We start from the raw sequence: 17,870 nt of genomic DNA, 5'->3' as shown, positions 1-17,870 counted from the left end.
CCAATCAACGTGCTAAAATTCAACTATCCTTTAACACAGCCTTAATTATCCATCTCCACCCCTGTCGTATGCTAATCGGCATTTGTGCTTTTCTTCTTGACTCTCCCAGGGCTTTTTAAGTACACTAATGGATGTATAAAGGGGGGAATTGTCGGGTGCAGATGAGCATTGTAGTCCTAATCATTTCGATCGTGCTATTTTTTGTCTTATTTTTTGGAATCGGTTTTATCCTGAATATGCTCCTAAGAATGTCATGGGTAATGGCAATAGTTTACCCGATTGTAGCCATTTTTATTGTAGATAAGGTGGGATTTTCGGAGTATTTTACAAATAGTAAATACGCCTTTCAAGATCTTTGGTCAAGAGTCAGCACACTCGCGACCGCAGATATACTTATTTTAATTAGTGGTCTAGCTGGCGCGATTGCCGCTGGTTTTACAATAAAGTTATTACGAAAAAATGGATATCAAATGTTTTAAGACTTTTACGGTGCGTAAAGGTCTTTTTTACTTTTTTATTCTATTTTTCATCCTCCAATTGTATATTTCCCAACGCATTGGGAATGAATATTTTTGGAGGAGTGAAAAATTCAATGGATAAACTGAAAAATTGGATGAAACGATTTGCGATGATTTGCCTTTTTATTATGGCATTAGCTGCAACCTTTCAGTCCATTACTGGCGTAAGTGCAAAATCATTCATCCTGCCATTTGCGTCAGCGCTTTCGTTTACTAAACCAGTTTCTGGAGCACCAACTCCGCTGCTTGAGGACGCTTTTGATTGGTCCAAGTACCCAAAATATGCCGTTACAGCTACAGGATATACAGCAGGATATGAATCTACTGGGAAAAGCCAGGGTCATCCTGAATATGGAATTACCTACTCAGGTGTTAAAGTGAAGCGTGACTTATTTTCAACCGTAGCAGCTGATTTAAACGTGTTTCCCATCGGAACGATTCTATTTATCCCTGGCTATGGATATGGGGTTGTGGCGGATAAGGGCGGTGCGATCAAGGGAAATGAGTTAGACCTCTATTATAAGACGGTCGAGGATGTCTATAAGCAATGGGGGAAAAAGCAGGTGGAGGTTTATGTCGTCCAAAAAGGAAATGGCCATCTAACGGAAGATGAATTGCAAACATTAAATAATGACAAAACACTCCAGGTCTTCCGCCAGCAGTATACTAGCTCTGAAAAAAGATAAAAATATGATGGAATCGGCAGGCCCTGGCCTGCTTTTTATATTTGAAAAAATGTTTAGATTATCGAAGTAAATGATTATTTTCGCTATAATGTAATAGTATATTATGGAGGTGATATAACATGTTTCATGTAAAAAAAGAGTTAGACTTAACAGAGAGCCAAGAGGGCCTAGTTTTAGGCTTATTTGAAAAACCTGAAAAATTTACTGGAGTGTTGGCTGGCTTAGACGAAAAGTTTGCTGGGCAGTTAACCGAATTAGTTAAGTCAGGGGACCTTTCTGCTAAGCTCAAAAGCATCACGAAAGTACATAGTTTTGGAAAAATTGGTGCAAAACGGATTTATTTTGTGGGTCTGGGGAAAGAAAAGGATTTATCTTTTGATAAGCTTCGAGAAGCTTTTGGTAAGGTCTTTAAGCAGCTAAAGGTAAATAAACAGGAAGAAACAGCGGTTTATTTAGATACGTTTGTGACAGAGGAACTTAATAATTTAGATGCAGCACATGCGTTGGGTGAAGCCGCGGCGCTTGCAATGTATCAGTTTGATGGATATAAACAGAAATCCAATGAGCCTGAGAAAAGACTTGAGAAAGTAACGGTGTATAGTGGTGCCGGCGAAGAAGAGGATGTGCAGGCATCGTTAACGGTTGGATACGCATTTGGAAAGGGAACAAACTCAGCCCGCACGCTTGTGAATACGCCAGGTAATTTATTGACGGCGACAGATTTAGCGAACCATGCTTTAGAACTAGCTGCTAAATACGGCTTTGAAGTCGAAATTCTTGATAAAGCTGAGATTGAGAAGTTAGGCATGGGGGCATTCCTTGCCGTAAATAAAGGGTCATTAGAGCCTCCAAAAATGATTGTTTTAAGGTACCAAGGAAAAGAGGACTGGACCGATGTCATTGGTCTGGTTGGAAAAGGGATTACTTTTGACACTGGAGGTTATTCGATTAAAACGAAGGCTGGAATTGTAGGGATGAAAACCGATATGGGCGGGGCAGCAGCGGTTCTTGGTGCCATGGAAATCATCGGTGAAATTAGACCGGAGCAAAACGTTGTCGCGGTTATTCCTTCCACCGATAATATGATTTCGGGTGGAGCTTTTAAACCAGACGATGTGATTACCTCTATGAATGGTAAAACAATTGAGGTACTAAACACAGATGCAGAGGGACGTCTGGTTTTAGCAGATGCAATTACTTATGCAAAGCACCATGGGGCTAATTATTTAGTCGATGTTGCTACCTTAACAGGCGGGGTAATTACGGCACTGGGTTTGCATACTACTGGAGCGATGACCAATCATGATGGATTGTATGAACAAGTGTTAGAGGCATCTGTTGAAGCCGGTGAGCAGATGTGGCTATTGCCGTTGTTTGAGACGGAAAAAGAACGTGTCCGCAATAGTAAAGTGGCCGATTTAAATAATTCTCCTGGTAGTGAAGGACACGCCCTTGTTGCGGGTGCTTTTATTGGGGAATTTACAGAAGGAACGCCATGGGTCCATTTAGATATTGCCGGAACAGCCACCACTTCAAGGGATTATGACCTTGGTCCAGCAGGGGCAACCGGTGTTATGACTCGGACTCTTGCATTGTTTGTCGAACGTTTTGAACCCATTGAGAAATAATATATGTTGCTGCCGGGGGAACGACCCGGCAGCTTTTTGTGCGTGGAAAGAATCTATCCGTATGTATGCGCGCTGTGGGTGGGAATAGTGCCCGCCAAGGTAAAGAGGAAGCTGAAACGGTCAAAATAAAAAAGAATAGTGCCCGCCACGGCAAAAAGGAAGCCGAGACGGTCAAAATAAAAAGGAATAGTGCCCGCCATAATAAAGAGGAAGCTGAAACGGTCAAAATAAAAAGGAATAGTGCTCTCCCTCCAGGCCATCCGCCGCTAAACGGGCGCTTCCGCTTTTCTAATTGCCCACTCCAAACCTAGTGTTTTCGCATATGAAATAGTGTAGGCAAGTATAGAAAAAGGAGGTAATAAGGTATGTACCCATATCGAAGCCCGTACCCAGTACAGGATCAGCGATTTATCGGTCTTGGCTGGCCATTAGCGATCGGTGGACTTAGCTTTTTAGGAGGCTTACTTGGAGGAGGATTAGGAGCATCTTTTGCCGCTCGGCCATTCTATGGTGGTTATCCTGGATTTGGATACCCTGGATTCGGCGGTTATCCTGGATTTGGTGGCCCTGGATTTGGTGGTCCTGGATTCGGATACCCTGGTTTTTATTAAATTCAAAATTAAAAACAGCTCTTGCAGCTGTTTTTTTCTTTTTCCTATTATAGAAGTTAAAGGAATAACAACAAAAGTGAAGAATAGGTTAATATGTAATCAAAATATGGACCGGAGGGATACGATGATTAAGAACACATTAATTGAAGCACTCGGAATTGAAATTACCGAGATAGAACCAGGGAAAGTAGTAGCGGTCATGCCTGTCGATCACCGTACTAAACAGCCATTTGGATTGCTGCATGGCGGAGCATCTGTGGCCTTAGCGGAGACCGTTGCCAGCCTTGGAGCCTATGAACTTGTGGACAAAGAAATAGAAGCCGTTGCTGGCTTGGAAATAAACGCTAATCATGTTCGCCCGAAAACAGATGGAATTGTCACGGCAGTGGGTACGATCTTGCATCAAGGCAAAACCACCATGGTTTGGGATATAAAAATCACGGATGAACAAGACCGGCTCATCTGTGTGTCTAGATGTACAATGGCCGTCATTAAACTTAAAAAGTAAAATATTGTAGGAGAATGGTATTGCCATTCTTTTTTTAGCATATGAGTATAAAAAAGTGATATAAAATTGTCCTGCCCCACCAGAACGCTTGCGCTTTTCTTTTGGCCATTGTACAAAAATTTAAAAAACTTCCATGAAATTCGTGCTATAATAATAAAAAAATAGAAAAAAAGCACAATTTTTTGTACAGGTATCTTTATATAATGGTAGTAAGATGGAAAAGAAAAGGTGGTGAATGAATTGAGAACTAAGAAACAATATTTATTTATTGATTTTGAGTTTACAATGCCAGAGAGAAATGTTCGTATGAAGGATTTTTTCGCGGAAATTATTGAAGTAGGAATTGTTGCTGTGATTGATGATCAAGTAACCGAGCAATTTTCTTCCTATGTAACTCCGTTAAAATTTCCAAGATTATCCGAACGCTGCAAATCATTCTTACATATCACGCAGCAACAGGTAGACAGGGGTTTAACCATTTACGAGCTCATTAAGAAACTGGCGGAATTCAATAAGGATCATGTTGACACAACCATCGTTACCTGGGGAAATATGGATATGAAGGTACTTCGGCAAAATTGTTTAATGGCGGGAGTTCCATTCCCGTTTAATGGAGCAGAATTAGATTTATCGATGGAATATAAACGCTTCTTCGGCGACCAAAATCAAACAGGTCTTTGGAAAGCGGTTCAGGAATACGGGAAAGAAGGGACAGGCAAACATCACCGGGCATTAGATGATGCCTTGACTACCTATAATATATTCAAACTAGTCGAGAAGGATAAACGCTATTTGGAAAAACCAAAACCAACCACCATTGGAGACAGAATTGATTTTTCAAAATTATTAAATGAATTTGCATAAAAGGCCAAATCATTCAAACTGATTTGGCCTTTATATGTGTGATCAAATCTTATAATCTTTTTCCAAGGATTCTAAAGCGCGAAGGCTCATGTCTGCCCATTCTGAATTCGCTTCTGCCAATTCTTTTCTCATCTTTTCTAAAGCATCTTTTAAGGACTCTTGGTAATCAGGAACCTCACCCTCAAACAGTTTCACCATTTGTTTAGGAACATTCGTCTGCTCCCTGTAGCTAAGGGCTTTTCTTTCATGAAACATGTGGACATCCGCATCCTTTGGATGATGAAGGTCACCTTGCATCGGATGTTTCACAACTGCCAGCACCCTGACTAAGTAATGCTGTGGGCGAATCTCTGTAATTTCCCCGATATACTTTCCTGTTTTATAAATTCCTGTAACTACATTGCCAACCTGTAAGTCTGTCACATGAACCACCCCTTTTGTATAAAATTCACTTGATTCCACTCCTCCATTATGACTAAATTAAAAACATAGTGCAAAAAGTTTAAAGTGGGAAAATGGAGGGATGATAAAATGAGCAAGAAATGGCTATTTATATTGATTTTTATAACAATTGTTCTCATGTTGTCTGCATGTGGGACAAGCCAGAAGAAAGAGGACGAAGCATCAACAACCAAAAAGACTGCAGCGCCAAAAACAGAACAACAGGAAGGAGCCAAGCAAGTGACAAATACAACTTTTCCGCAGCTTTCAACAGAGGTAGCTGAAAATGAAAAACTAGTGGAGATGGAAACATCAATGGGTACGATTAAAATTAAACTATTTCCAAAGTATGCACCAAAGGCTGTTGAAAACTTTGTTAAGCACAGTCAGGATGGATACTATAACGGGCTGATTTTTCACCGGGTCATTAAAGACTTTATGATTCAAGGCGGCGATCCAAAAGGAAATGGGACTGGCGGTGAAAGTATTTGGAGAACTCCGTTTGAGGATGAATTCTCTAATAATCTTTTCAATCTTCGCGGTGCTTTATCAATGGCAAATGCCGGGGCCAATACAAATGGCAGTCAGTTTTTTATCGTTCAAAAAACATCATTGGATCCTTCGATGAAAGAGGAAATGGATAAGGCGGGCTATCCGAAGGAAATAATTGATGCTTATGATAAAAATGGCGGCACACCATGGTTAGACCACCGTCACACGGTCTTTGGCCAGGTGATTGAGGGAATGGACATTGTTGATAAAATTGCAGATACAAAAGTAGATGCAAAGGACAAACCTGAAAAAGATGTCGTAATCAAAGGAATTAAGGTATTAAAATAGTGGAAGGTGTTACTCATCCGACCCTATATGGGAACTAGCGCATTCTGTTGGTACGGAAACTTTTTTGTTGCTATAATAAAGTGAATGATTAGGGGCTTTAAAAGAAAGGGAGAAGAGAAATGTTTCTGCCATCCGTACTAGCATTATTTTTGTACTTTCCTGAAGACAAAAGAGAATACATCCCTGCTGCCATTACGTGTGTTATTTTTTTAATCGGTGCATTAATAACCATGCGTCTTATTATCAAAATTTCCAACAGGGAAGCACTAAAAACAAAAGAATTAGAAGAACAAATAAACAAGAATCAAACGACACAAAGGAACAGTTAACCGTACTGTTCCTTTTTTACTCTTTATCTTTCTCACCTTTGGAATAGCTCAAGGAACGATTGCCAATACTAATCCCAAAATGTCTAAAAAGGGGAGAAACTTATGAAGAAAAGCTGGATGTTTATCCCGCTTCTCCTGCTTTCAGGTTGTACGGAAAAGGAAGTTAAACAGTTGGATGTACAAGTGTATAATCCATCGGGAGATTCGCTTGGTACCATAACACTTGCTGAGCAGTCTAGTGGTGTGAAAATGACTGTTGATTTAAAAGGGCTACCCGCTGGAGAACATGCTATACATATACACGAAACTGGTAAGTGCGAAGCTCCTGATTTCAAATCAGCCGGAAACCATTTTAATCCTGAAAATAAAGAGCACGGTCTTCTCCATCCGAAAGGAGCTCATGCAGGGGATTTGCCAAATTTAATTGTCGAGGATGACGGGTCAGTAAAGGCCGAATTAATGGCGCCTAATGTTACCTTGAAAAACGGAAAAAAATCTCTGTTTACCAAAGAAGGAACCTCCATTGTGATTCATGAAGGAAAAGATGATGGGATGACCCAGCCAGCGGGAGATTCGGGGAACCGAATTGCTTGTGGTGAGATTTCTAAAGAGAAACAGACAGGACAAAAAAAGGCACAGGACGAAAAGAAATAGAGTACAAGCGATCACGAGCAGGAGTTTTAGTTATTTATTTTCAATCTCATAGGTATCCATCTAAGCTTATCCAAAAAGTGGTACATACACTAGTAGGGAGAATGCAAGGAGGCGATCTTATGGAAAAGAGACAATTTGGCGGATTTCCAGGACAAATGGGTTATCCACAAATGATGGGGGGATACCCGCAAATGGGAGGGTACCCGCAAATGGGAGGATATCCACATATGGGAGGATACCCGCAAATGGGAGGATACCCGCACATGGGTGGTTATCCGCAAATGGGAGGATACCCGCATATGGGTGGTTATCCGCAAATGGGAGGATATCCACAAATGGGAGGTTCCCAACAAATGGGAGGCTTTCCGCAAATGATGGGCGGTCAACAGCAAATGGGCTTTCCTCAAGGAATGGGCGGATCTATGCAGGGGCAAACACCCACTTCTTTCGGCCAGCGGAAAAAAGATAAATAAACAATAACAAAGAAATGAGAAGGACCTGTTCTTTAAACTTAAGGAACAGGTCTTCTTTTTTGCTTGATTTCATTACCGTATTTTAAGACAATGAATACATTCAAAAACATGACGGGGTGTGTCTAATGCAAGGTAAACTATATTATCAGGATGCGTACATACAAACCTTTTCTGCACGTATACTCAAGCAGGGAAACGATGAAACCGGCAAAAATTATGTAGTCCTTAACCAAACGGCCTTTTATCCAACCGGAGGCGGGCAGCCGCATGATACCGGTCAAATTGCAGACAGTGCGGTTCTTAATGTTGAAGAAGTGAATGGTGAAATTCGACACTATTTAGAGTCGCCAATAGAGCTGGCAGAATCTGATGTAACTTGTACCATTGATTGGGAAAGAAGATTCGATCATATGCAGCAGCATGCAGGACAGCATATCTTATCGGCTGCTTTTGACCATTTATTTGGCTATAAAACGGTTGGGTTCCATATGGGAGACGAAAACCTGACTATTGACTTAGCGACGGAAGAATTAACAAAAGAAGAAGCCTCAAAAGCCGAAGAGCTTGCGAACAACATCATTCTTGAGAACCGCCGCATTGAAACAAAATGGGTTACAGAGGCAGAATTGTCCCAATATAATTTAAGGAAAGAGACAAAGGTAAAAGAAGATATCCGACTTGTGATCATCCCCGACTTTGACTATAATGGCTGCGGCGGAACACATCCAAAAGCAACCGGTGAGGTAAGTGCTGTTAAAATTTTAGATTGGGAAAAACAACGAAAAAATACCAGGATTCAATTTGCCTGCGGCTTACGAGTAATCCGAAAGCTTGGGGAGAAACAAAACGTGTTACTGCAATTAACCAATCTCCTGAATGCACCAGAAAAAGACATGGAGCAGGCTGTCATCCGTTTGTTAGAAAATGAGAAACAACTAACCCAAGCACTTGAACAGGCAAAAGAATCCTTACTTCAATATGAAGCGAAAGAATTGGCAGACCGGGATCAGACCGTGATTACAAAGGTTTTTGAGAACAGGACAATCCAAGAGATTCAAAAGCTTGCACGGATGATTGTATCAGCTTATGATAACAGTCTCGTATTTTTTGTTGCTACGGATGGGACTCGGCTGCAAATGGTCTGTGCAAGAGGGAAAGCAAGAACGGAGAATATGAAGAAGCTGATTGGTGAAATTTTGCCGCTGATCGAGGGTAAAGGCGGCGGCAATGATTCATTTGCCCAAGGTGGCGGAGAAGCCCTTCTGACAGGTGAGCAAATCCTAGATAAGCTGGTAACCATAGTAAAGTAAATCCGAACCATTATGGCGAAAAAGTTCAGATAAAAGGATGGAGGAGAAAGATGCGCGAAGAGGTACAGATCAACTTACAATATGTAGATGTCTTGAATCAATGGGATCCTTTCCACTTAGAAAATGGCGATTATGATCCAGAGATTGCTGACACCACCCAAGCAGTTCATGAACTGGATGACCCCTTGAAGTTAGCAAAGCGTATCCAAGCTATTTATGAGTTTTCATTTGAAAAAATAATCTCAATCGATGAATGTCGGCGCATCGCCATAGATTTATTGATGATTAAAGCCAATCAATCTTGCTCCTTGTAAGCACTTCTCGAAGGATCAGGACTAATAAAAAATAAAAAAAGAGGACAACCTGATGGATTGTCCTCTCAAAAAGGGGGGAATACTAGAAAGCTTATAATTAAAGTTTTTCCAGTTTCTCCATTTTTATACAGTGAAAAAGACCAAAATAAAAAAACGGCAAAATATACCGTTTTTAAAAATTAATACTTAAGGATTCACTGAGGTGTTTTGCTGGAATAGTTCTGATGCAGGTATATCTAGAACAGTTGATAATTTTAAGATTGTTTGATTACTTGGAATTTGTTCCCCAGATTCATATTTTGCAATTGTCTGCGTTCCAACTCTAATCTTTTGAGCTAGTTCTTCTTGAGTCATATTATGCATTTCACGTCCCATTTTAATGGCTTGCCCAATTGGATTCATACCTTTCACCTCATCTTAAAAATATTTATTCTCTATTATTATATCATGGAATTTGTCCTCACTCCTTATGCATTCATGAACGTTATGTTAAGTTTTTTAACTAGCAGCTCAACATTCTATCTAATTTGGAAAGGTTTTTGATTATAGTCATTGTTTATGATATAATATTTTAATGCGTATATAATGGAAAAATAAATATTTATCTAGGAGTGTTTTCATGACAGAAAGAATTGAAGTTGGAAGTGTTTTAACAGGTAAGGTAACCGGGATTCAACCATACGGAGCGTTTGTTGCATTAGATGAAAATACACAAGGTCTTGTTCATATTTCTGAAATCACGCACGGATATGTAAAAGATATCAATGAGCATCTAAAAGTTGGAGATGAAATTAACGTTAAAGTCTTATCAATTGATGAAGCCGCTGGTAAAATTGGCCTTTCAATCCGTGCTACTGAAGAAGCACCTGTACAACAGGCTGCTAAGCCGAAGAAACCTCGCAAACGTACTGCTGCAGCTATCATTCCTGAAGCTGAAGGACAACAAGGTTTTAATACCTTAAAAGATAAGCTGCAAGAGTGGATTGACCAATCTTCACGCGAAGATCTAATTAAAAAGTAAGTAAACCATAAGCCTGGTTCTAAACTAATTTCTCTAGTTTGAACCAGGCTTATTTTATTGGAAATATAGGAATGTAAGCCTTATGAAAAAAATACTTTAAAAAATGTTCATTCTTGTGAAGACCTCGGCTACAATAGAAGTATCTATACATAAAAGTCAAAACAAATGGAGGAAATAACATGGATCCTAAAAACAGCTCAAGTAAATTGATTGAGCAAACAGAGAAGTATGGTGCCCATAATTATCATCCCCTGCCAATCGTGATATCAAGCGCTGAGGGGGTTTGGGTGGAAGATCCTGAGGGCAACAAATACATGGATATGCTAAGTGCCTATTCTGCCCTTAACCAGGGTCACCGCCACCCGAAGATTGTCCAAGCATTAAAAGACCAAGCAGATAAGGTTACATTAACTTCTCGGGCCTTTCACAACGACCAGCTGGGTCCATGGTACGAAAAAGTCTGCCAATTGACGAACAAAGACATGGTACTGCCCATGAATACGGGTGCAGAGGCGGTTGAGACAGCTGTTAAGGCAGCTAGACGCTGGAGCTACGATGTCAAAGGCGTAGCCGAAGACCAAGCTGAAATCATCGCTTGTGCAGGGAACTTTCATGGAAGAACGATGACAGCAGTCTCCTTATCGTCTGATGCTGAATATAAGCGCGGGTTTGGGCCCATGCTTCCTGGAATTAAGTTAATACCATATGGAGATATAGATGCGCTCAAAGCAGCCATTACTCCAAACACGGCCGCTTTTTTAATTGAACCAATCCAGGGGGAAGCTGGAATCATCATTCCACCTGAAGGATTTATGAAGACGGCATTCGATGTTTGCAGAGAAAACAATGTCCTTTTTATTGCCGATGAAATTCAAGCGGGGTTAGCACGAACTGGCAAAATGTTTGCTTGTGAGTGGGAAGGGATCGAACCAGATATGTATATCCTCGGTAAAGCCCTTGGCGGCGGCGTCTTCCCAATTTCTTGTGTAGTTGCCAATAAAGAGATTTTAGGCGTATTCAATCCGGGATCGCATGGTTCAACTTTTGGGGGAAATCCAATGGCCTGCGCTGTTTCAATAGCGGCGCTTGATGTTCTTGTTGACGAAAAGCTTGCCGAAAAATCATTAGAGCTTGGGGAATACTTTATCAATAAATTGAAAGCCATCAACAATCCAAAGATAAAGGAAGTTCGCGGCCGAGGTTTATTTATTGGAGTTGAATTGACAGAATCAGCCCGAAATTATTGTGAAAAACTTAAAGAATATGGTTTGTTATGCAAAGAAACACATGAAACAGTCATTCGTTTTGCGCCGCCTCTGGTCATCACAAAAGAAGAATTAGACTGGGCTCTTGAACGGATTAACAAAGTACTTGGATAATCACGAAAATAACTAGGGGTGCCAACATGGTGACGATTGATGAGGATACAGTGGCTGCAGATGATTTAAATCTTCTTACATCAACAAAAATAGTAATACATGATGCCTTAAAAAAGCTCGGCTATCATCAGGATATGTTTCATCTTTTAGAAGAACCATTGAAATCAGTCACCGTCAGAATTCCTGTTCGAATGGATGATGGTTCCACCAAGGTCTTTAAAGGCTTCCGTGCCCAGCATAGTGATGCAGTCGGGCCCACGATGGGAGGAATTCGCTTCCATCCAAAAGTAACTGAAGATGAAGTAAAAGCTTTATCGATGTGGATGAGCATAAAGTGCGGAATATGTGACCTGCCATTTGGCGGCGGCAAGGGCGGGATTATTTGTAATCCACGTACTATGTCTTTTGGAGAGCTAGAGCGGTTAAGCCGCGGGTATGTCCGCGCCATTAGCCAAATGGTAGGACCAACGAAAGATATCCCTTCTCCCGAGCTTTACACGAATTCGCAAATTATCGCTTGGATGTATGATGAGTACAGCCGTCTCCGGCAAAACGACTCTCCTGGCTTTATTACAGGTAAACCTTTGGCACTCGGAGGGTCTAGGGGCTCGGAAAAGGCAGGAGCAAAAGGGATAACCATTTGTATTGAGGAAGCGGCCAAGCGGCGTGGACTTTCTCTTAAAGGAGCGCGGGTGATTGTCCAGGGATTTGGTAATGCCGGTGGATATGTCTCCAAGTTCTTACATGAAGCGGGTGCAATCATAATCGGTATATCCGATGTTTATGGTGCACTCTATGATCCAGATGGTTTAGATATCAATTATCTTCTCGATCGCCGGGATAGCTTTGGAACGATAACGACACTCTTTGATCGTGTGATGCCAAACGAAGAGCTTCTTTTAAAGGATTGTGATATTTTAGTGCCGGCAGCCATCGCTAATCAAATAACGGCTGAAAATGCCTATAATATTAAGGCAAAAATAGTGGTAGAGGCAGCTAGTGGACCAACAACACTGGAGGCGACAGCTATACTCTCTGAGCGGGATATTTTGTTAATTCCAGATGTACTGGCGGGAGCCGGCAGTGTGTCAGTATCCTATTTAGAATGGGTTCAAAACAACCAGGGTCTTTACTGGGAAGAAGAAGAACTTGAATCGAAACTGCGTGAAAAAATCGTCCAATCCTTCGATCGTATTTATGAGCTTGCACAAAGCCGCAATATTAATATGCGGTTAGCAGCCTATATGGTAGGCGTCAAAAAGCTGGCTGAGGCATGTCTTTTTAGAGGCTGGGTTTAAAAAATCCCTGTATCATGAAAATGATACAGGGATTTTTTGTGTGAGTAAGTAAAGAATATTACATGGAGAATTTTGTTTTATAGGAAAACGGGTACTACAACAGATAAGGAAGGTTCATAACCCCTGAAGGAGAAAGGAAGCAGCAGCTCCGACAGATAAGAAGGGTTCATAACCCCTGAAGGAGAAGGAAAGCAGCTGCTGCGACAGATAAGAAGGGTTCATAACCCCTGAAGGAGAAGGAAAGCAGCTGCTGCGACAGATTAGAAGAGGTCACAACCCCAGAAGCCCAGGAAGGTCTCAAACCAGTTTTTTTGCAAAATGAAACATAATAAATAATAATAGTTAATGAAAAGGAAGGTGTTTAGCAGTGGAGAACTTTACATTTTTAAATCCAACAAAATTAATTTTTGGAAAAGGCCAGCTTGAACAATTAAAAACTGAAATTCCGCAATACGGAAAAAAAGTGTTGCTTGTTTATGGCGGGGGCAGTATTAAAAAAAGCGGCCTTTATAATCAAGTTACCAGCATCTTGGATGAAATAGGAGCACAGGTTTTTGAACTTTCCGGAGTAGAACCAAATCCGCGTATTTCAACCGCAAGAAAAGGTGTGGAAATCTGTAAACAAGAAGGAATAGAATTTCTTTTAGCAGTCGGAGGCGGCAGTGTCATTGACTGTACCAAACTGATTGCCGCAGGTGCTAAATATGATGGAGATCCTTGGGATATCGTCGTTAAAAAAGCTTTTGCCCGTGAAGCTTTGCCGTTTGGAACGGTTCTTACACTTGCAGCGACTGGATCTGAAATGAATTCAGGTTCTGTTATTACCAATTGGGAAACCAATGAAAAATACGGTTGGGGAAGTGCTGTGACATTCCCTAAATTCTCCATCCTTGATCCGGTAAATACTTTTACCGTTCCTAGAAACCAAACCATTTATGGCATGGTTGATATGATGTCCCATGTGTTTGAACATTACTTCCATCTGGAAGAAAATACACAGTTTCAAGACCGTATGTGTGAATCACTGCTGATTACCGTAATGGAAACAGCTCCTAAGTTACTGGCAGACCTTGAAAACTATGAACACCGTGCTACGATTCTTTATGCCGGCACAATGGCATTAAACGGTATGGTTAACATGGGATACCGGGGTGACTGGGCAACCCACAACCTAGAACATGCCGTATCGGCAGTTTATGATATTCCACATGGAGGCGGCTTAGCAATTCTTTTCCCACACTGGATGGAGCATAACCTAAGTGTAAAACCTGAGCGTTTTAAGCAGCTGGCTGTAAGAGTGTTTGGCGTTAATCCGGAAGGCAAGACAGCAGAAGAAGCGGGCTTAGAAGGAATCCGTAAGCTGCGTGAATTCTGGAACAGCATTGAGGCACCTGCTCGTCTAGCAGATTATGATATTGATGACAGTAAGCTTGAGCTTATGGCTGACCGTGCGATGGTGAATGGTGAATTTGGTAACTTTAAAAAGCTAAACCGTGACGACGTACTAGCCATTTATCGTGCTTCTTTATAAAAGTAGTAAATTGTCGAAAATGGATACGTTTTCATAAGCTTGGGTTCCTTGATTATTTACCCAAGCTTAGGTAAAGTGATAACTGAAAATAAAATAATGGAGGATCACTACATGACACACGTTCGTTTTGATTACTCGAAGGCCCTCTCCTTTTTTGGAGAACATGAAATTACATATTTACGCGATGCTGTTAAAGTAGCCCATCATTCCCTACATGAGGGAACAGGAGCTGGAAGTGACTTTAGAGGCTGGATCGAGCTTCCAACAAACTATGATAAAGAAGAATTCTCACGGATTCAAAAATCTGCAGAGAAGATTAAATCTGATTCAGATGTATTGCTTGTAATCGGAATTGGCGGATCATATCTTGGTGCAAGAGCTGCCATTGATATGCTGTCTCACAGCTTTTACAATGCACTTCCACAAGAAAAACGCAGCAATCCACAAATTATTTTTGTTGGAAACAGCATTAGTTCTACTTATATGCGCGATGTAATCGACTTGCTTGATGGCAAAGATTTTTCTATTAACGTCATCTCAAAATCAGGAACCACAACAGAGCCAGCCATTGCCTTCCGTATTTTCCGTAAGATTCTAGAAGAGAAATACGGTGTAGAGGAAGCTCGTAAGCGCATCTACGCAACTACTGACAAAGCAAGAGGCGCTCTTAAAACATTAGCAACTGAAGAAGGCTATGAGTCCTTTGTGATTCCAGATGATGTCGGCGGACGCTACTCTGTTTTAACTGCTGTAGGTCTATTGCCAATTGCTGTATCTGGTGCAGATATCGACAAGATGATGGAAGGTGCCCGCCAGGCACAAAATGATTTCAGTCAGTCTGAAATCGAAGAGAACCAAGCCTACCAATATGCCGCTGTAAGAAATATTCTTTACAATAAAGGCAAAACGATTGAAATGCTGATTAACTATGAACCAGGATTACAGTACTTCAATGAATGGTGGAAGCAATTGTTTGGTGAAAGTGAAGGGAAAGACCAAAAAGGGATTTATCCATCTTCAGCCAACTACTCAACTGACCTTCACTCATTAGGACAATATGTTCAAGAAGGACGACGTGATTTATTTGAAACGATTGTTAAAGTAGACAAGCCTCGCCATGAGCTAACCATTGAAGCCTTTGAAAATGACTTAGATGGTCTTAACTATCTAGAAGGAAAAACCATCGACTTTGTGAACAACAAAGCTTTTGAAGGAACAATGCTTGCCCACACAGATGGCGGTGTGCCAAACTTAATTGTCTCCATCCCTGAAATGGACGAATATTCATTTGGTTACCTTGTTTATTTCTTTGAAAAAGCATGTGCGATGAGCGGATACCTTCTTGGTGTGAATCCATTTGACCAGCCAGGTGTTGAAGCTTACAAGGTCAACATGTTTGCTTTATTAGGAAAACCGGGCTTTGAAGAAAAGAAAGCTGAACTTGAAAAACGTCTTTAAATAAAATAATTAAAATATAAAGAGTGCTGATGCCATTTTTGCATCAGCACTCTTTTGTTTGGGGAAACTAACGCTATCCAAAAGGGGGGAAGTTTTATGCTAGAAATACAATCCAAAGTAGAAGGAAAACAATTTGAACTGTATAAGCTGGAGCAAAAATTAAAACCAATCGGCTATACGATTGGCGGTAATTGGGATTATGATCATGGTGCATTCGACTATAAACTCAATGACGAAGAAAGTTATCAGTTTCTAAGGTTGCCGTTTACTGCAGTCGATGGCGAACTGGATACAAGAGGTTGTACCGTCGAGATGGGCCGGCCCTTTCTTCTAGCCCATCAATACGAATATGGAATTGATGAGCACGGTGATACTGGTAATTTTTCAGCTTCCTTAAATCAATTTCAAGCACCTATTGATAAAGATGCAGATATTCCTGCTCAATATGTCGATCGAGGAAAAAGATTAGTGGCTGAATTAGAAAACGTCCTCTTATCCATCGAATAACTACCTAAATGTTAATAATTGATCATGTTCTTTAATTTCAAACGAGTGCGGGGGGTTAAGTATCGTGTCATCCCCCCTTTTTAATCCGATTAATAACAAGCCATCCTCCATCAGATTAATACCTAATTCCCGGAAATTCCTCCCGATATCCGTTTCTTTGACAGGCCTAGCAATTAGCCTGCTTTCCTGCAGCTGGTTAATAACGTTCAACAATAGTCCGTCCCCTTTTGAATGAAGACTATTAATCATGAAGACGCTTGTTAACTTATTAGATTGAATAACCTCATCTGCTCCAGCCCGCTTTGCGTTGACTACTTGTTCAGCGGTCAAAATTTCAATAATACATTTTACTTGAGAGCATAGGCCCTTAATGGTGAGTAATGTTAAGATGCTATTCATATCTGCTTGAAGTTCATCGTTCCCCCGGTCAGCCGTAATGAGTACTTTTTCCGCATTTTCAATATCACTTTTTACAATCGTATCATCTACATGGCCTTTCCCTTGGATAAAATGGACGTATCTTGATTTAACAGGATTTGCTTCGAGTGTTTCATCAATTAAGACGATCATTTGTTGCTTATTTTCACTAGTAAGCTTATGGATTAATTCTTTTGAGCGCTCATTCCAGCCAATGATGATCATATGACCTTTCCCTTTAAAAGCGATTTTCCCCTCAGAAAGGGCATCTTGTTTGGTAACAGCCGCCGCAGCTAATGTCCCAAAATAGGAGGAGACAAAAGCCACCCCAAATAGAATCAACAGTAAGGCCGTTAATCTTCCAAAGAATGAGTGTGGCACATAATCACCATATCCAACAGTAGATGCCGTAATAATGGCCCACCAAATCCCATCAAAGATTGTTGGAAAGGTGTCGGGCTCTAAAAAGTGTATGGATATCCCGAATGATAGAAACACCAATAAAGCAATCATTAGGATACGGACTAAAAGCGGCAAACGTAAAAAGCCGATATAAACTCTGTTTGGCATAAGTGGCACCTCGTTTCTGTACTCGTTAGTATTATGGTCAAAAATAGTAAGTCTCATAATCTTTCTCGATGATTTCAGAGAATAGGCCAATGTTCACAAAATGTTGAAAAATAATGTAGAAAACCTACTTGTATTCTCCTAAAAAAACTTATAAATTATCATTAATAGCATGATTATAGTCATAATGTGAAGAGAGGGTTGACTTATGGAAATTAGAATTGAATCCCTATTATCAACTATTGAAAGTACGAGATTGGAAATGATTCATTTAGCACATCAATTTGGATATTCTAATCCCAGTGTAGTCAAATGCAGCCAGAAACTCGATTCACTATTAAATGTTTATCACAGTAATTTAATAAAAAGATAATTGAGACTAGAACCTTCCAAGTAATTGGGAGGTTTTTTTATTTGTTTAGCTGCAGCGCATAGGGGCTCTTAGGTCTAAGACAATCCGTCAAGAAGGCTAAAGCAGCCTTCCCGCCAGCTCGTTTGTAGCCTTCTCGACCCTGT

22 protein-coding genes and 1 pseudogene are annotated in these 17,870 nt (G+C 40.7%); 20 read left to right on the top strand and 3 right to left on the bottom strand.

All coding sequences use genetic code 11. The features are described 5' to 3' along the window. Nucleotides 1–155 precede the first annotated feature (155 nt). The 7 genes from V7077_RS18510 (at nt 156) to kapD (ending at nt 4,815) form a co-directional block, all read left to right on the top strand. On the top strand, nt 156–479 hold the full coding sequence (locus V7077_RS18510) for a YuiB family protein (RefSeq protein ID WP_335504626.1): 324 nt from the start codon (nt 156–158) through the stop codon (nt 477–479). A gap of 113 nt (nt 480–592) precedes the next feature. Continuing rightward, nucleotides 593–1,204, top strand: a complete 612-nt coding sequence (locus tag V7077_RS18505; RefSeq protein WP_335504625.1) for a 3D domain-containing protein — start codon at nt 593–595, stop codon at nt 1,202–1,204. 119 nt (nt 1,205–1,323) lie between these two features. After that, complete coding sequence (locus tag V7077_RS18500) at nt 1,324–2,832, top strand: leucyl aminopeptidase (RefSeq protein WP_335504623.1); 1,509 nt, start codon at nt 1,324–1,326, stop codon at nt 2,830–2,832. A 38-nt stretch (nt 2,833–2,870) separates the two neighbouring features. Then, nucleotides 2,871–3,143, top strand: a complete 273-nt coding sequence (locus V7077_RS18495) for a hypothetical protein (protein WP_335504622.1) — start codon at nt 2,871–2,873, stop codon at nt 3,141–3,143. Between the two features lie 54 nt (nt 3,144–3,197). After that, nucleotides 3,198–3,443: a hypothetical protein gene (locus V7077_RS18490; protein ID WP_335504620.1), complete on the top strand. Its 246-nt coding sequence runs from the start codon at nt 3,198–3,200 to the stop codon at nt 3,441–3,443. A 124-nt stretch (nt 3,444–3,567) separates the two neighbouring features. Next, nucleotides 3,568–3,951 (top strand): hotdog fold thioesterase, encoded by a 384-nt coding sequence (locus tag V7077_RS18485; protein WP_335504618.1) that lies wholly within the window; start codon nt 3,568–3,570, stop codon nt 3,949–3,951. 240 nt (nt 3,952–4,191) lie between these two features. Next, complete coding sequence (kapD, locus tag V7077_RS18480; protein WP_335504617.1) at nt 4,192–4,815, top strand: 3'-5' exonuclease KapD; 624 nt, start codon at nt 4,192–4,194, stop codon at nt 4,813–4,815. Between the two features lie 42 nt (nt 4,816–4,857). On the opposite strand, the gene V7077_RS18475 is transcribed toward kapD, so the two are convergent. Further along, nucleotides 4,858–5,238, bottom strand: coding sequence for a kinase-associated lipoprotein B (locus V7077_RS18475; RefSeq protein ID WP_335504616.1), 381 nt, complete (start codon nt 5,236–5,238; stop codon nt 4,858–4,860). Between the two features lie 108 nt (nt 5,239–5,346). On the opposite strand from V7077_RS18475, the gene V7077_RS18470 reads away from it, so the two are divergent. The 6 genes from V7077_RS18470 to V7077_RS18445 all read left to right on the top strand — a co-directional run bounded on the left by V7077_RS18470 (nt 5,347) and on the right by V7077_RS18445 (nt 9,176). Continuing rightward, the gene (locus tag V7077_RS18470) at nt 5,347–6,096 is read left to right on the top strand and encodes a peptidylprolyl isomerase (protein WP_335504614.1); all 750 of its coding nucleotides are present in this window, start codon (nt 5,347–5,349) and stop codon (nt 6,094–6,096) included. 119 nt (nt 6,097–6,215) lie between these two features. Next, nucleotides 6,216–6,425 carry a hypothetical protein gene (locus tag V7077_RS18465; RefSeq protein WP_335504612.1) on the top strand — a complete coding sequence of 70 codons (210 nt, stop codon included), beginning with the start codon at nt 6,216–6,218 and terminating at the stop codon, nt 6,423–6,425. A gap of 102 nt (nt 6,426–6,527) precedes the next feature. Continuing rightward, on the top strand, nt 6,528–7,079 hold the full coding sequence (locus V7077_RS18460; protein ID WP_335504610.1) for a superoxide dismutase family protein: 552 nt from the start codon (nt 6,528–6,530) through the stop codon (nt 7,077–7,079). Nucleotides 7,080–7,198: 119 nt separating this feature from the next. Beyond that, nucleotides 7,199–7,552: a hypothetical protein gene (locus V7077_RS18455; RefSeq protein ID WP_335504608.1), complete on the top strand. Its 354-nt coding sequence runs from the start codon at nt 7,199–7,201 to the stop codon at nt 7,550–7,552. Nucleotides 7,553–7,677: 125 nt separating this feature from the next. Next, nucleotides 7,678–8,862 (top strand): alanyl-tRNA editing protein, encoded by a 1,185-nt coding sequence (locus V7077_RS18450; RefSeq protein ID WP_335504607.1) that lies wholly within the window; start codon nt 7,678–7,680, stop codon nt 8,860–8,862. Nucleotides 8,863–8,912: 50 nt separating this feature from the next. Beyond that, a complete protein-coding gene (locus V7077_RS18445; protein WP_335504606.1) occupies nt 8,913–9,176 on the top strand; it encodes a DUF1871 family protein in 264 nt (87 codons plus the stop codon). A gap of 207 nt (nt 9,177–9,383) precedes the next feature. On the opposite strand, the pseudogene V7077_RS18440 reads toward V7077_RS18445, so the two are convergent. Beyond that, a pseudogene (locus tag V7077_RS18440) lies at nt 9,384–9,578 on the bottom strand (helix-turn-helix transcriptional regulator); the annotation flags it as partial. A gap of 217 nt (nt 9,579–9,795) precedes the next feature. Between V7077_RS18440 and yugI the strand changes: the two are divergent. The 6 genes from yugI (at nt 9,796) to V7077_RS18410 (ending at nt 16,370) form a co-directional block, all read left to right on the top strand. Beyond that, nucleotides 9,796–10,197, top strand: coding sequence for a S1 domain-containing post-transcriptional regulator GSP13 (gene yugI / locus V7077_RS18435; RefSeq protein WP_335504602.1), 402 nt, complete (start codon nt 9,796–9,798; stop codon nt 10,195–10,197). Between the two features lie 179 nt (nt 10,198–10,376). Beyond that, nucleotides 10,377–11,576, top strand: a complete 1,200-nt coding sequence (locus tag V7077_RS18430) for an ornithine--oxo-acid transaminase (RefSeq protein WP_335504600.1) — start codon at nt 10,377–10,379, stop codon at nt 11,574–11,576. Nucleotides 11,577–11,602: 26 nt separating this feature from the next. Next, nucleotides 11,603–12,874: a Glu/Leu/Phe/Val family dehydrogenase gene (locus V7077_RS18425; RefSeq protein ID WP_335504598.1), complete on the top strand. Its 1,272-nt coding sequence runs from the start codon at nt 11,603–11,605 to the stop codon at nt 12,872–12,874. A gap of 367 nt (nt 12,875–13,241) precedes the next feature. Next, nucleotides 13,242–14,405 carry an iron-containing alcohol dehydrogenase gene (locus V7077_RS18420; RefSeq protein ID WP_335504595.1) on the top strand — a complete coding sequence of 388 codons (1,164 nt, stop codon included), beginning with the start codon at nt 13,242–13,244 and terminating at the stop codon, nt 14,403–14,405. A gap of 111 nt (nt 14,406–14,516) precedes the next feature. Further along, on the top strand, nt 14,517–15,863 hold the full coding sequence (locus tag V7077_RS18415) for a glucose-6-phosphate isomerase (RefSeq protein WP_335504590.1): 1,347 nt from the start codon (nt 14,517–14,519) through the stop codon (nt 15,861–15,863). Between the two features lie 96 nt (nt 15,864–15,959). After that, on the top strand, nt 15,960–16,370 hold the full coding sequence (locus V7077_RS18410; RefSeq protein ID WP_335504588.1) for a YugN-like family protein: 411 nt from the start codon (nt 15,960–15,962) through the stop codon (nt 16,368–16,370). Here V7077_RS18410 and V7077_RS18405 read toward each other — a convergent pair whose 3' ends face one another. After that, the gene (locus V7077_RS18405; protein WP_335504586.1) at nt 16,371–17,357 is read right to left on the bottom strand and encodes a potassium channel family protein; all 987 of its coding nucleotides are present in this window, start codon (nt 17,355–17,357) and stop codon (nt 16,371–16,373) included. A 205-nt stretch (nt 17,358–17,562) separates the two neighbouring features. Here V7077_RS18405 and V7077_RS18400 point away from each other — a divergent pair, with 205 nt between their 5' ends. Next, complete coding sequence (locus tag V7077_RS18400; RefSeq protein ID WP_335504584.1) at nt 17,563–17,727, top strand: aspartyl-phosphate phosphatase Spo0E family protein; 165 nt, start codon at nt 17,563–17,565, stop codon at nt 17,725–17,727. The last annotated feature ends 143 nt before the right edge of the window (nt 17,728–17,870 follow it).

The sequence above is a fragment of the Neobacillus vireti genome (assembly GCF_036962465.1).
Taxonomy (GTDB): Bacteria; Bacillota; Bacilli; order Bacillales; family Cytobacillaceae; genus Neobacillus; species Neobacillus vireti_B.
The sequence above is the reverse complement of the archived record's forward strand: the minus strand, read 5'-3'. Positions and strand labels throughout refer to the sequence as shown.

Coding starts and splice junctions, on each gene's coding strand:
- V7077_RS18505 (WP_335504625.1), top strand. CDS start 593: ATGGATAAACTGAAAAATTGGATGAAACGATTTGCGATGATTTGCCTT.
- V7077_RS18500 (WP_335504623.1), top strand. CDS start 1,324: ATGTTTCATGTAAAAAAAGAGTTAGACTTAACAGAGAGCCAAGAGGGC.
- V7077_RS18490 (WP_335504620.1), top strand. CDS start 3,198: ATGTACCCATATCGAAGCCCGTACCCAGTACAGGATCAGCGATTTATC.
- V7077_RS18485 (WP_335504618.1), top strand. CDS start 3,568: ATGATTAAGAACACATTAATTGAAGCACTCGGAATTGAAATTACCGAG.
- V7077_RS18470 (WP_335504614.1), top strand. CDS start 5,347: ATGAGCAAGAAATGGCTATTTATATTGATTTTTATAACAATTGTTCTC.
- V7077_RS18465 (WP_335504612.1), top strand. CDS start 6,216: ATGTTTCTGCCATCCGTACTAGCATTATTTTTGTACTTTCCTGAAGAC.
- V7077_RS18460 (WP_335504610.1), top strand. CDS start 6,528: ATGAAGAAAAGCTGGATGTTTATCCCGCTTCTCCTGCTTTCAGGTTGT.
- V7077_RS18455 (WP_335504608.1), top strand. CDS start 7,199: ATGGAAAAGAGACAATTTGGCGGATTTCCAGGACAAATGGGTTATCCA.
- V7077_RS18450 (WP_335504607.1), top strand. CDS start 7,678: ATGCAAGGTAAACTATATTATCAGGATGCGTACATACAAACCTTTTCT.
- V7077_RS18445 (WP_335504606.1), top strand. CDS start 8,913: ATGCGCGAAGAGGTACAGATCAACTTACAATATGTAGATGTCTTGAAT.
- yugI (WP_335504602.1), top strand. CDS start 9,796: ATGACAGAAAGAATTGAAGTTGGAAGTGTTTTAACAGGTAAGGTAACC.
- V7077_RS18430 (WP_335504600.1), top strand. CDS start 10,377: ATGGATCCTAAAAACAGCTCAAGTAAATTGATTGAGCAAACAGAGAAG.
- V7077_RS18425 (WP_335504598.1), top strand. CDS start 11,603: ATGGTGACGATTGATGAGGATACAGTGGCTGCAGATGATTTAAATCTT.
- V7077_RS18415 (WP_335504590.1), top strand. CDS start 14,517: ATGACACACGTTCGTTTTGATTACTCGAAGGCCCTCTCCTTTTTTGGA.
- V7077_RS18410 (WP_335504588.1), top strand. CDS start 15,960: ATGCTAGAAATACAATCCAAAGTAGAAGGAAAACAATTTGAACTGTAT.
- V7077_RS18405 (WP_335504586.1), bottom strand. CDS start 17,357: ATGCCAAACAGAGTTTATATCGGCTTTTTACGTTTGCCGCTTTTAGTC.
- V7077_RS18400 (WP_335504584.1), top strand. CDS start 17,563: ATGGAAATTAGAATTGAATCCCTATTATCAACTATTGAAAGTACGAGA.